The organism is Synechococcus sp. Cruz-7E5, assembly GCF_024345995.1.
Classification (GTDB): Bacteria; Cyanobacteriota; Cyanobacteriia; order PCC-6307; family Cyanobiaceae; genus Regnicoccus_A.
Window position 1 is genome coordinate 36,963 of the sequence record NZ_JAGQCE010000004.1, and the last position, 12,271, is coordinate 49,233.

The following is a 12,271-nucleotide window of genomic DNA, read 5'->3' on the forward strand; positions in this document are numbered from 1 at the left end:
CAAACTTGGCGAGTCCCAGGCAGAACCACCGTGCTGAGGACATTCCCATGAGGAGCAGGCCCCTTCCAGCTCGGCGGCACCAGAGCGGGGTCTTCACAATCCTGCTCCTGCTGATCGTGTTGACAGGGAGCTGCCTGCGGTTTGCCTACCTGCCGGACAAACCTCTGTGGTTTGACGAAGGTTTCACCCGCCTGCGGATTTCCGGCCGAGACGAACATGACGAGGCCATTTCCAGCCTGTTCACAGGTCGGCCGATCCCACCTACGGCCTTCGAACCGTTTCAGGAAGCTCAGCCGGGGTCACCGTTGATTGGAACGGTGCGGGGCCTTGCCAGAAAGGAACCCCAGCATCCCCCGCTCTATTTCCTGCTGGCAAGGTCGGCGTCGTTGCTGATGGGGAACAGCCTGCTCGGCATGCGGTCGGTGTCCGCTCTCTGCGGAGCGCTGACGGTTCCAGCCATGGTGCTGCTGGCACTGGAAGCCTATGGCGATCGGGCGATCGCGCTCCTGGCGGGAGCGCTTGCGGCGGTTTCGCCCCTCTGGATCCGGTTCGCCCAGGACGGCCGCCCCTACAGCCTCTGGCTGCTGCTGGTGATCCTTGCCCATGTGGCCTATCTGCGCCTGGTCCGGCAGCCCGGCCGAACCGCCGCTCTCTCATACGGGCTGGTGCTGGGCCTTGCCCTGCTCACCCAGCTCCTTACCGTCCTCACGCTTTTCTCCCATGCACTGCACCTGGTCCTGAGCGGAGCCGCCTGGCGGGCGTTGATCCTGCGTTCCTACCTGGTGGCGACGACCTTGGCGCTTCTGGTCGCCTCGCCCTGGGCGGTGGTGCTGGCGGTGAAACATTCCACCGCCGTGGCCACCACACGCCACCTGCTTCGCCCCATGCCCACGGTGGCGCTGCTGGGCCACGGGCTCGACAACCTGAACACCCTGTTCACGGCCTGGCCCCGGTTCCCAGGCCCGCTCGGACCTGTCGTTTCCGTCCTGCTTCTGTTGGGCGTCGCGGCTGTTCTGTGGGCCGCGCTGCGGCGGCGGCACAACGGCCAGGGCCTCTTCCTGGTGCTGATCTCCCTGGTACCCGTGCTGCCTTTCGTTATCGCCGACCTGCTGCTCGGGGGTCAGCGATCAGTGCAGGTGAAGTATCTGCTGCCTGGATCGATCGGAGTTTTTCTGGCTCTGGCCGGCTGGCTGGTCCTTGCGGCACGGGGGCGGATCGTGCGGCTGCTGGCCGCCGGTCTGCTGAGTCTCGGGTTCGTATCCAGTCTGTTTCTGCTTCGGGCGCCCACCTGGTGGGGCCTGTCTCAAGTGGACAACGACCTGGGCCGCCTGCTGCGAGAGGCCCATCAGCCACGCATCGTGGCGGACGGGTCCTTCGCTGTGCTGGCCTTGCTCAGCCACCAGCTACGCGGCCATGGCTCGTTTCTTTTAACCCGTTCCCCGCAGACGCTCCGCCTGCCGCCTCACGAGGGCGAGACCTTCCTTTATCAGCCATCGGCTGAGCTGAAAGAGACGATCACCAAGAGGATGGGTTGCACGCTGCAGCGCAGGTACGCCGAGCGGCGGGAAGGAGGATCCCTCTACGAGCTCTTTGAGATCCTCGACTGTCCCAGACGTTCGGCCCCTCTGTGACCCTGCCCGCCTCCCGAGACGAGCATGTGCTCCTCTTCGATCTCACCCAGCAGGCCCATGTCTTCAGCTTCCTGAGGCACTGGCTGCTCTGGTGGGAGAGGCACAGACCACCGGGACGGCTTTCGGTGGTGCTGGATCCCTTTTTTCTCCAGCGGCATCCTGGCCTGGCGGCGTTGGCACAGCTCTGCGGCGCAGGCGTTCGGCTGCTGACCATCACGCCCGAAGAAAAGAGCGAGCGGAAACGCCGATATGCGTGCCATGACCATCAGGAGTGGCCGCTCCACCGGCTGCTCCGTTCCACAGGTGCAGAGGATTTCCCCCTGCTGTTCGACTGGAATTTGTTCTGCGCCTATGCCCGGCGGGAGGGGGTCACCCATGCGGTGATGGCGCGCCTGGACCAGTTCCTTCCCCTCCTGGCGGCTGGCCACAGCACACCGGAGCGGTTCTCCGGGATCTGCTTCTGTGCCACCTTCCCCGGCGGGCGCCTGCAGAACCGATCAGACGGCTCGGCTCCCAGACCCCTGCCTGCCGATGCGTTCTTGCTGGCCCGCGCCCTCCGTCACCCCCAGCTCCATACCCTGTTCGTGAACGATCCGATCTGGCTGGACACGCTGCGGAGCTTCTCCTGCGGCGAGCGGGCGGTCCACCTGCCGGAAGTGGCGGAGCTGAGCGGCGGCGATGGAGCCGCGGCCGACGCGTTGAGGCTCCGTCTCGCTTCCCTCGAGGGCCGGGTGGTGTTCCTCGTCTTCGGCGACCTCACCCCTCGCAAGGGGGTGATGACGGCTATGGAGGCGATGGCGCGCCTGCCGGTTGAACACCAGCGGCGGGCCGCCCTGGTGATCGCCGGCCAGAGCCACCCTGCGTTCAAGGCTCGGATCAGCGCCGCCGCCAGCGCTTTGCAGGAACACACCTGCCTCAAGGTGCTGGAGCTGCGCCACTTCCTCACTGAGGAGGAAGTGGCGGCTCTCTTCAGCCGGGCGGATGTGGTGCTCACGCTCTACGAGGGCCATGCCGGCCTGAGCAATGTGATCCTGTTGGCTGCGGCGGCGCAACGGCCGGTGCTCAGCTCCCGGGAGGGGCGCATGGGCGAGATCGTGGCACAGGAGCGCCTTGGTCTGAGCGTGGAGATCGGCGACCCCCTGGCCGTGACGGCGTCCATGATCCATTGCATCGAGGCCGTCCCCGGAAGCCTTGGCGATGGGGCGTCGATGCGGAACCTCGCTGCCCGGCACACCGGCGAACGCTTCGCGGGCACCTTCTTTCGTCGACTGGGGCTGGGCGACCTGAGCCGGTGAACCTGGAGCCTGAGGGAGCCGCCCTTCAGGCGCGCGGACCGGATGGGTGGAGGTGGTGGCGGATCGAGCGGAACAGGGGGGCGAGGAACTCCGGGCCGCTGTAGGCCTGGGCTTCAACGCAGCGATCCCGTTCTGCATCGCGCCGCACGGCCGGCGGATGCACCAACGGAAACGGCAGGGCGTGCGCCTCCAGCTGCGCCCCGGGGCTCGATGCCAGGGCGGTGTGGGTGGCATCCTCCCGGAAGCCCAGGTTGCGCACCAGGTTCACCGCCGGGTGGATGCAGAGCCCATCGCGGCGCCAGCAGTTGAAGGTCCAGGCGTAGTCCCAGTTCTCCGCCGTGCGGTGGTTGGTACGGAAGTGGTAGCACCAGTAGCGCCGCGCCTGGGGCGTTTCCAGCACGGTGTCCAGCCAGCCGGCTGCGGCGCGCGCGGGCCATTGGCCCATGGCCATGTCCTGGTGCCGCCAGGCACGCTTCCAGGTGGCCCAGCCCCAGAGCAGCTGGTACCGGGAAAAGGCATAGCTGCCTCCCTCCGGCTGGATCCCGACGCCGAGGTTGCTGCCGGCGATCGCCATCACCCGCTCCGTGTCGGCGTAGCGCTCCAGCAGCTCCGCGCAGAAACTGAAGAAGCTCGGATCGGGAAGGCAGTCGTCCTCCAGCACGATCACGCGTTCATGGCTGCGGAAGACGTGCCGCATGCCCAGATCCAGGCTGGCGGCGATGCCGAGGTTCGTGGCTGAAAAAAGCCTCTCGACCCTGCAGGGCCAGTCGATGCGCCCCAACTCCCGGCGGGCCGCCTGGCAGAGTCTCCCCTCGCCGGGGACATCGCCGCGAGGGCCGTCAGCGACGACCACCAGGTGGGTCGGCCTCAGCAGGCGGAGCCTGTCCAGAATCCTTCGGCTGGTGTCAGGCCGCCGGAACAGCAGCAACAGCACAGGGATCGCAAAGGCTGGCGGGTTGGCCAGGGTCATGGGCGGTGCCGGGCCCGTTCCCGATCAAGCAGGCGCTTCAGGCTGCGGAGGCGTGCGGCATGCAGGTGCGAAGGCGAGAACCCCTGCTCCAGGGGCTTGCGGACATAGGTCAGGACGACGGCTTCGACCCTGCGCACCACGGCCCCTTCCGCGCGCAGACGGATCCAGAGATCGACGTCTTCGCCGCTACGCAGGGCCGGATCAAAGCCCCCGATCCGCAGCAGGGCACTGCGGCGGAACAGGGCCGCGCCCACATTGAAGGAATGACGCGGGGCGGACTGTGCGGCGAGCCCCGCTTCCCGTGGCCAGGCGTCGACCAATCGCCCCTGCACCACATCAGGTGGATCGGGGGCAAGGAAAGGAGCCTGAAGCAGCTCCAGGGCCCGCGTGCTCCAGACGTCATCGGCGTCGAGAAACCCCACCAGATCCCCGCGCACCCGCGCCAGGCCGTCATTGCGGGCCGCGGCGGGGCCACCGTTCTCACGACGAAGCAGCTCGATGGCGCCGAGCTCCAGGCCAGGGGCAGCGACGAGGTCATCGCCTGAGCCGTCATCAACCACCAGGATCTCGTGCGGCCTCACCGTCTGGTTTCGGACCGAGGCCAGTGCCCTGCCGAGAGTGGCGGCCGCTTGATAAGCCGGAATGACCACGCTGATCGTGGGGCCTTCGGCGCGACTGGCCTTCCCGCCCGGACGCTTCACCGGTTCTCCTCCAGCCAGGCGGCGAGGAGGGGGGGGATGGCGGCGGGTTCCGCGCCCGTGTGCAGCAGGAAGCAGGGAAGCTGCCGCACCAGCTGGCCCAGGAGCCGGAAGGCCTCGCGCGCCGTGCCGGGCAGCTGGGCGACGGCGCTGGGTGCGGCGGCAGCCAGGGCGGCCGAGGCGCTCAGAGGTTCCAGGCGAGCCGGTCCCTCCGCGCCGACCTGGGGGATCAGCACGGCCTTGAGCGGAAACCCATCGCCAAGCTGTTGCGGAAACGCTGCGGCCAGCTGCAGGAGCAGCTTGTCGCCCGGCTGCGGCGAGGGATTCACCACGCAGCCCGCCAGCGCTGGGAACCGGTGCAGATCCGCCAAGGTCTTGAGCTTGGCGGACCCATAGAGGCCATGGGCTCGCGGCGGCTCGCCCGCTGTCACCAGGCTGTAATCGTCGCCGGCGTAGCGCAGCCCCGCACAGAGGGCGAGCAGGGCTGTGGTGGATTTGCCGCGCCCGCCGGCACCGGCCACGAGCAGGCCTCCCGCCGCAGTGCCCACCGCGGCGGCATGGAGCAGCGCTCCGCCGCGCCCGGCGATCCACCAGGAGAGCAGCCGCAACAGGGGCGCCGCCTGTTCGTGGATGCGCAGACGCTCCGCATCCTCGATCCAGAAAAAGCCCTGGCCAGCGGCCCCATCCAGCAGCTGAAGGGTGTGGGGCCAGAGGTTGAACGAACAGCGGATCCCTTCCCTGTTGCCCTCGGGGAGTTCGCCATGGCAAGGAAAGCGGTCGGTGACGGCACCGCGCAGCCAGGCGGGGGGAGAGGGCGGGGCGGGCCAACCGGATCGGCCCGAATCCCAGAGATACAGGTGGAGATCTGCAGCGGGAGAGGCCTCGTTCGCGGCGAAGGCGGGCAGGGATCGATGCTGCAGGGAGGCGGTCAGCAGCGGCTCCAGGGCCGGGCTGCCGATGTGCAGCTGGATTCGCTGGTCGGCGATCCGGAAGGAGCGCTGGGGCCAGGGGCCGGCCTCGACCTCCATGGCGGCCTGGAGAGCGCGCACATGCTCGACGTAGGCCCGGGCGCCACTGCTCAAGGGGTCCTGCCCGGGCGTTGTGCCCTCGACCGCAGGCTGGAGAGCGCCTCTGTGGCACGAGCCTCGATCCCGAGGCGCTGATCGGCGCTGGCGGGCAGGGCCGCGGCCTTGAACGCCCGCGCCAGGAGCAGGGCCGCCATCGCGCGTCCCTCCGTCTGAAGGCTGTCGATGCGACGCAGCACATCCTCGGCTGCTGGCCGCCCCACCCGCCAGTCGGCGACCCGACGGTCGTACGCCCGGTCCGGGGCAACAGCGGCGGGTCCCTGGAACGGGGCTGGCAGGGAGAAGAGAGCCACGGCGGGCTGGCTCGCGGCCAGCCCCACCGTGTGGGTGGCCTGGGGATCGATGCCGATGTTGCTGATCAGATTGCGGGCCGGCACCACGGCCAGGCCGCCCTCGCACAGCTGGCTCAGCGTCCAGGCGCCATCCCAGGTGTCAACCCTGCCGCCGGCCGTGGCCCGCCAGAGCGCCAACCAGAGATCCACGAGCTCAGGCAGGCCGGTGCCGGCGATCAGCTCCTCCCTGAGCCCGGGGCGGGCCAGGTTGTGCATGGTGAAATCCACGCGCTGCCAGGCTCGCCGCCAGGTGGCCCAGCCCCAGTGACAGCCGAAGGCCGAGAAGTGATAACTCTGCTGCGGATAGCGCCAGCTCTCCAGCGGATTGCTGCCGTTGACCATCACCACCCGTGGATCGCTGCGGAAGCGCTCCAGCAGTTCCCGGCAGAACGGAAAGAAGGAGGCAGCCGGAAGGCAGTCATCCTCCAGGATGATCGCCTCCTCCACCTGCTCGAACACCGCGTTCAGGCCACTGATCACACGGGCGGCCAGGCCCAGGTGGGTGGCGGCGAAGTGGCGGTGCACAAGGCAGGGCCAATCGATCGTGTCGATCAGAGCCCTGGTGCGGGCGCAGAGGGCGTCGTCCTCCGGATGCGTGGGGCGGGGTGCATCGGCAAGGACGAACAGCTGGGCCGGCCGGACCTGGCGCACCACCTCCAGCACCCGGGCCGTCTTGGCGGGGCGGCGGAACAGGATCAGCACCACGGCGGGTTCAGCCATCGCCTTTTCCGAGCCGGAGCGCTTCGGTCCGTTCACGGGCGGCGGCCTCGAAGCGGCCCGCCGCCTCCAGCACAAGACTGCTCCAGTGCCGCAGCCAGGGATCTTGAGGGTAGGCATTGCGGAACTGGATGATGCCCCCCTCCCCCTGGGAGAGCAGGAAGGAGGCGGCGGCGATCTGGCGGTCCGCCTCCGGGTCGTTGCCGCCCATCGATCGGAGGAACGGCGCCTCACCCGCCTCCAGCATCCGGGCGAACCGCTCGCCGGCGGTGAGCCCGGGTGCGAAGCGGTGCTGCTCCCGTTTCGGCAGGTCCATCAAGCGGCCGTAGAGGGCCGCGAAGGCCGCGGCCGCCCGGCGGGGATCGAAGGCCTGGCGGACATAGCGGCGGGCGGCCTCGCCGAGCCGGCGGCGCTCAGCCGGATCCCGGGCCAGCTGGTCCAGCGCCGTTGTGTACTCCTCCGGGCTGCAGACCACCCTGCCGGTGACCCCGTCTTCCACGAGGTCCGGAACGCCTCCATAGGGAAAGACCACAGGCGGAAGGCCAACCGCCATCGCTTCCTGCAGGCTCTTCTCGCTGGTGGCGTAGGTGTCGCGGCAGAGGGGATAGCCGAAGATGTCGAGGCTTTCGAGAACCGTGCGGATGTTCTCCTGGAAGCCGAGGAACGAAAACCGGCCGGAGGCCCCGAGCGCCTCCGCCTGCCGGCGCAGTTCCGCTTCTCCCCCACCGGCCCCAACCACGGAAAAGCTGAGCTCGGCGCTGGTGGTGGCCGCGCTCATCGCCACGAAGCCAGGATGCATCTTGCTGAAGTTGGTGGTGCCGAGATAGCCCGCCCGGATCCCGGCATGGCTGGCGGACCGGAAGCCCTGCACCCGATCGAAGTCGGCGAGACCGGGGATCAGCTCAACCCGGCCCTGTTTGCACAGGCGCTGAAGGGCGGGCAGGCGCAAGGTGCTGGAGGCCGTCGCCACGCAGAGATCGGCGCAGGCCGCCAGATCTTCCGTGATGGTCTGCGGGGGGGACCCACCGGCGACCATGAACCACAGGATGCGGCGGTGGGGAGGCAGGCGGCGTCCGAGCAGATCCAGGAAGGCTGGATTGTTCCAGTAATGCAGCTGAACGATGTCGGCCTGGGCGATCTCCTCGGCCAGCTCCGCTGCGTCCACGGCCCTGCGCACCTGCAGACCGGCCCTGCGTGCCATCAGCAGGGCGTGGGGATAGAGCTCCGCCTGAAGAGTCACGACGCGGTGCTGCCAGGGGGCGCCGGCCTCCCGCTGCAGGGCCGCCAGGCTGATCAGGGAGCGGGTGGGGCCAGCGGCACTGAGCCGATCGAGGATGTGAAGCACCACGGCCATCAGCTTCCACCGTTGCCTGACTGCGGCAACCGGCGCCGAGCCAAGGAGGCGGCGGCGATGCGGAACATCTCACTGCGATTGATGGCGCTGCGGTTCGAAAGGTTTGTGTCGTGCAGACGCTTCTCGAGCAGGACATCCTCCAGGAGCGCCGATGGGATGCCGGCATCGCGGGCACGGGTGAACCAGGCGGCATCGCAGCCGATCGCATAGGCCGGATCAAAGCCCCCCAGCGCGTCGAACAGCGAGCGCCTGGCCACAAGGCCGCTTGGCGTGACCGCAGGAAAGCGACGGGAGGCGCCGGCGCGGTTGGCGGGAGGGACGATCGGCTCCCCATGGGCGGAGATGAAGCGCAGATGGCAGAGGCCATACCCGAGCCGGGGCTGCTGCTCCAACGTGGCCAGCTGCAGGGAGAGCATGCCGGGCAGCCAGCGATCGTCGTGGTCGAGGAAGGCCACATAGGGATGACGGGCCAGCGCCAGTCCCTGGTTGCGGGCGTTGGCCAGGCCCATCCCCTCCTGCTGCACCACCGTCACCCCAGGAAAGGATTCGGCTACCGAAACGGTGGAATCGCTGGAGTGGCCATCCACCACCAGCACCTGGGCCGGGGTGTGGGACTGACGGCAGAGGCTCTCCAGCGCTTCCGCCAGGTAGGCAGCACCGTTGCGCACCACCAGGATCACACTCACCGCGGGAGCGGAGGCCAGCGGAGGTGTCACAGAGCTCGGTCCTGGGGTGAGGCACTCGGCCATCCCTGTTCATCCACGTCATGGATCGGGTCGAGCATCAGCAGGTCGGCCATGTTGGTGTGAATGGTCAGCTCCGGCGTCGTGAAGGGGCACCCAGTGCGATCCGATAGTTTGAACGGCTCGATGGATGCCGGGGAGGAATCCGCCGCAACCAGAATCTCCTCGGCCAGCAGGGAAGCAAGCAAAGCTTCCACCGCTTCTCCTGCCAGCTCAGGTGCCACGCCGTAGGCGCTGCTAAGCGCCTTGACGATCTCCTGGGACGGAACGCCTACTTCCAAGCCGAGCCATACATCTCTGCCCACATCCACGAGGTTGTAGTAGGTGCCTGTTTCAAGATGAATGATGATCACCTCATCCTCGATGGTTTCATGGGCCACCTTGTCGGCATTGATTGTTAGAGCCGCGTGTGATTGGGTCGTTGTCATAAAGCTGCGTTCACTGGCTAGGAATTTGCAAGGCCGAAACTACCTTGTCATGATTGCGCCCGAGTGTAACCACTTCTCGCCGATTCGTCTGCACAGTTGCGTCGGTAAGACATGGACAGCCCTTTTGCCGCGTCGCTCACGCAGTGAGCGGGGCAATGCCGCCCGCGCTTTCCGTAGAGATCATGATGCTGTTCCTGATGCCTCAACCACCTCTACCATGCATCCAGTTGACACGTCCTGATGTGCGGGATCGCCGGAGTTATCAGGCCTGATGCCGCTGCGTATGATCATCACCAGCTGGTGAATGAATTCCAGCGAAGCCTTAGTCACCGCGGGCCGGACGGAAGGGGAGACTGGCAGGAGACGAAAACCTGCAGCGTCAGTTTTGTTCATACCCTGCTGGCGATTCGAGATCCCTCTCCACTCGCTGGTCAGCCAATGACATCCAGCTGTGGGCGTTATGTGCTGGTCTTCAATGGCGAGCTGTACAACCTAGAGGAGGTCGTCAGGTTATTGCCTCCACGGCGCCGGCGTCTTCGCACCCGAAGTGATAGTGAGGTGTTGCTGGAATTCCTTGCAGAACGGTGGGTTGATGCCCTTCCAAGTCTGCGGGGAATGTACGCCTTCGCGCTCTGGGACCGTGAGCGCGAACGTTGCTTGCTCGCACGTGATCCCTTTGGAATCAAGCCGTTGTATGTGCGACACGGTGAGCAGGGTGAGATCTGGTTCGCTTCAGAAGTGCGTGCCCTGCTGCGGGTGTCCACCAGGCGTGGGGAACTGGATGTGGCGGCGCTTGCCTCCTTCCTCAGCTGGGGGTTCGTTCCCGAGCCATTCAGCCTGGTGCAGGGGATTGAAAGCCTGCCGGCCGGATGTTTCGGGATCTGGGAAGAGGGGCGATGGAGCCAGGGACTGTTCCAGCCGCCACCCTTCCCTGCCGAAGCGGTGGTCGCGGATGGGGATGCGGTAGAGCTGGTTCGGGATGCGTTGCGATGCTCCACCCGGGCTCACCTGACCGATGACCCCTCCGTAGGACTTTGCCTCTCTGGCGGGCGCGACTCCGCGACCCTGATGGCTCTCTCGCCCTTCCCCCTCCCCTGCTTCACACTGGGCTTCGCGGAGCCCGGCTTTGATGAATCCCGCCTGGCTTCCAGACTCGCCGGCGCCTGGCAGAGGCCCCATCACCTTCGGCACATCGGGGCACACCGGGCCGCCCTGGAGCTCCATTCCTATCTGGCGGCGATGGATCAGCCGAGCACCGATGGCTTCAACACGTACTGCCTGGCTCGGTTGATCCGGGAGAGCGGGGTCAGGGTGGTTCTCAGTGGCATCGGCGGCGATGAACTCTTCGGGGGCTACCCCACCTTCGAGCGCATCCCGCACCTGCTGCGCCTCCATGCTGAACTAGGGCACCGCAGCACCACCCTCGCCCTCTTGCATGGGCGATGCCCTGGAGCCGAATCGCAGAGGTTGGCGGGCTTTCTTGGGGGCGCTGCCTCGATCGATTCAGCCTATCGATGCCTGCGGGGCTTGTTCGCGCCCCCAGAAGTGCAGGCTCTGCTGGAGAGCTGGGGCTTGGGGGAAGCGGCCGCTACGGCGTCGCTGTCTGTGGAGCCACACACGCAGTGCAACATTCTTGAACATAAACCAGCTCCCCATGTCTGCGAGCGGATCGCCTGCTTGGAGAGCAGCCACTACATGGCCGGTCAGCTGCTCCGCGACGCTGACGTGTTCGCGATGGCGCACGGCGTGGAGCTCCGCCTACCGATGGTCGATCCGGCGCTGGTTGCGGTGGTCGCACGCCTGCCCTGGGAGCAGCGATTCGGTCCGGGAAAGGAGCTTCTCCGCAGAGCTGTTCCTGAGCTGGATCCGCTGCTGGGCAACTGCGCCAAGCGGACTTTCTCCTTTCCTTTCCAGCGTTGGCTCGATTCCCCGGATGGAGGCTTCGCCGAGACCTTCAGCAGATTGCCCTCCCTTCCCGTTCCCGAAACGGTTGACACCCATCCCTGGCAGCGACGCTGGGCCCTGATGACGCTGGGCTGGTGGATGTCCACCCACCTGGACTTTGAGCTTTCGATCTAAGGAATCTCTGGGAAATGCCACTTGATGAGCGGCTCTTCGCACCAAAGCTTGTGTTTAATCCGGATTGTTGCTGATCAGGCCGACATCGCTCCTGATCTATGCGATTTAGAAATCTTCTCGGCCCATTATTCGGATGGTTAATTAGAGTCAGAAGGCGCACCATTCCACTGATTATTACGTAGCCATCAGTTGGTGGCGCGCCAGGTACAGGTTGGTCAGCGCTGCCATCACCTTCACCTTGCAGTGATTCTTGGCCATCCCTCGCAGTCGGGCCTTCTGATAGCCCCACTGTTGTTTCATCGCCCGAAATGGATGTTCCACTTTGGCCCTGATATGTGCCTTGGCAGTCTCAGCCCAGTTGTCCAATCGCCCTTCCGGCGTATCGGGTAGTGCTCGCCGCTTGCCCGGACGTATCGCCACACGGAATTGCGCGGATGAGCCTTCCATTTCCGGTCGCTTCTCAATGCCCTGTTATCTGGCATCGGTGTAGACCACCTCCTCCTCGCCATACAACAGCTCGGCAACGTAGTCGATGGGAGGCGCTTGGGGGTTGAAGATCTACAGGAGCATCACTGCTGCATGAGGTGGATGCGCAGCATGCTCATCAGAGGATACGGAGGCCGCCCACCTTTCTTGCTGGTCTTGGAGTAGTGCGGATCGATCAGATCAACCAGGGCCTGCCAGGGCACCACTTGGTCCATATCAGCGAGGAACTTCTCGCGTTTGGTGCGCTTCTAGTGGCTCCGCCAGCTCGCCCTGCGGGCTCGGTAAGGGCCGTGGACTGCTCGTAATCGCCGTGGGCGACGCCGTGGGCGAAGCCCTCCGCGAAGCGGTAGCCGAGCTGCTTGCTGCCCAACACCCCAGTGCTGGCCTACGATCACAAAGCCATTTTTGAGTAGATTGGTATGGTTTTCCAGAGTTTCCCTGGCTCAGCTGGAT

11 protein-coding genes and 1 pseudogene are annotated in these 12,271 nt (G+C 66.3%); 3 read left to right on the forward strand and 9 right to left on the reverse strand.

The annotated features are described in order from the left end of the window. Positions 1-47 precede the first annotated feature (47 nt). Positions 48-1,631, forward strand: coding sequence for a glycosyltransferase family 39 protein (locus KBY77_RS06470; protein ID WP_255102749.1), 1,584 nt, complete (start codon positions 48-50; stop codon positions 1,629-1,631). Next, entirely contained in the window at positions 1,628-2,926 is a 1,299-nt protein-coding gene (locus tag KBY77_RS06475; protein WP_255102750.1) for a glycosyltransferase, read from the forward strand. The genes KBY77_RS06470 and KBY77_RS06475 overlap by 4 nt, the downstream gene beginning before the upstream one ends. 25 nt (positions 2,927-2,951) lie before the next feature. On the opposite strand, the gene KBY77_RS06480 is transcribed toward KBY77_RS06475, so the two are convergent. The 7 genes from KBY77_RS06480 to KBY77_RS06510 are packed head-to-tail and all read right to left on the reverse strand — an operon-like array spanning position 2,952 to position 9,253. After that, entirely contained in the window at positions 2,952-3,896 is a 945-nt protein-coding gene (locus KBY77_RS06480) for a glycosyltransferase family 2 protein (RefSeq protein WP_255102751.1), read from the reverse strand. Continuing rightward, the gene (locus KBY77_RS06485) at positions 3,893-4,597 is read right to left on the reverse strand and encodes a glycosyltransferase family A protein (protein ID WP_255102752.1); all 705 of its coding nucleotides are present in this window, start codon (positions 4,595-4,597) and stop codon (positions 3,893-3,895) included. Before KBY77_RS06485 ends, KBY77_RS06480 begins: the two co-directional genes overlap by 4 nt. Then, positions 4,594-5,676 (reverse strand): hypothetical protein, encoded by a 1,083-nt coding sequence (locus KBY77_RS06490; protein ID WP_255102753.1) that lies wholly within the window; start codon positions 5,674-5,676, stop codon positions 4,594-4,596. The genes KBY77_RS06485 and KBY77_RS06490 overlap by 4 nt, the downstream gene beginning before the upstream one ends. Further along, the gene (locus tag KBY77_RS06495) at positions 5,673-6,731 is read right to left on the reverse strand and encodes a hypothetical protein (RefSeq protein WP_255102754.1); all 1,059 of its coding nucleotides are present in this window, start codon (positions 6,729-6,731) and stop codon (positions 5,673-5,675) included. Before KBY77_RS06495 ends, KBY77_RS06490 begins: the two co-directional genes overlap by 4 nt. Next, positions 6,724-8,082, reverse strand: coding sequence for a glycosyltransferase family 4 protein (locus tag KBY77_RS06500; protein WP_255102755.1), 1,359 nt, complete (start codon positions 8,080-8,082; stop codon positions 6,724-6,726). Before KBY77_RS06500 ends, KBY77_RS06495 begins: the two co-directional genes overlap by 8 nt. After that, positions 8,082-8,798: a glycosyltransferase family A protein gene (locus KBY77_RS06505; RefSeq protein WP_255102756.1), complete on the reverse strand. Its 717-nt coding sequence runs from the start codon at positions 8,796-8,798 to the stop codon at positions 8,082-8,084. The genes KBY77_RS06500 and KBY77_RS06505 overlap by 1 nt, the downstream gene beginning before the upstream one ends. Then, positions 8,795-9,253 carry a PqqD family protein gene (locus KBY77_RS06510; protein ID WP_255102757.1) on the reverse strand — a complete coding sequence of 153 codons (459 nt, stop codon included), beginning with the start codon at positions 9,251-9,253 and terminating at the stop codon, positions 8,795-8,797. The genes KBY77_RS06505 and KBY77_RS06510 overlap by 4 nt, the downstream gene beginning before the upstream one ends. A gap of 240 nt (positions 9,254-9,493) precedes the next feature. Between KBY77_RS06510 and asnB the strand changes: the two genes are divergently transcribed. Beyond that, positions 9,494-11,332, forward strand: a complete 1,839-nt coding sequence (asnB, locus tag KBY77_RS06515; protein WP_255102758.1) for an asparagine synthase (glutamine-hydrolyzing) — start codon at positions 9,494-9,496, stop codon at positions 11,330-11,332. Between the two features lie 174 nt (positions 11,333-11,506). Here the strand turns inward: asnB and KBY77_RS16760 are convergent, their stop codons facing one another. Both KBY77_RS16760 and KBY77_RS16765 read right to left on the reverse strand, forming a co-directional pair. Continuing rightward, complete coding sequence (locus KBY77_RS16760) at positions 11,507-11,779, reverse strand: transposase (protein WP_399212377.1); 273 nt, start codon at positions 11,777-11,779, stop codon at positions 11,507-11,509. Between the two features lie 140 nt (positions 11,780-11,919). Next, a pseudogene (locus tag KBY77_RS16765) lies at positions 11,920-12,066 on the reverse strand (IS5/IS1182 family transposase); the annotation flags it as partial. Between the last annotated feature and the right edge of the window lie 205 nt (positions 12,067-12,271).

Bases quoted from the DNA above. Each gene is read 5' to 3' on its own strand.
- KBY77_RS06470 (WP_255102749.1), top strand. From the start codon at position 48: ATGAGGAGCAGGCCCCTTCCAGCTCGGCGGCACCAGAGCGGGGTCTTC.
- KBY77_RS06480 (WP_255102751.1), bottom strand. From the start codon at position 3,896: ATGACCCTGGCCAACCCGCCAGCCTTTGCGATCCCTGTGCTGTTGCTG.
- KBY77_RS06495 (WP_255102754.1), bottom strand. From the start codon at position 6,731: ATGGCTGAACCCGCCGTGGTGCTGATCCTGTTCCGCCGCCCCGCCAAG.
- KBY77_RS06500 (WP_255102755.1), bottom strand. From the start codon at position 8,082: ATGGCCGTGGTGCTTCACATCCTCGATCGGCTCAGTGCCGCTGGCCCC.
- KBY77_RS06510 (WP_255102757.1), bottom strand. From the start codon at position 9,253: ATGACAACGACCCAATCACACGCGGCTCTAACAATCAATGCCGACAAG.
- asnB (WP_255102758.1), top strand. From the start codon at position 9,494: ATGTGCGGGATCGCCGGAGTTATCAGGCCTGATGCCGCTGCGTATGAT.
- KBY77_RS16760 (WP_399212377.1), bottom strand. From the start codon at position 11,779: ATGGAAGGCTCATCCGCGCAATTCCGTGTGGCGATACGTCCGGGCAAG.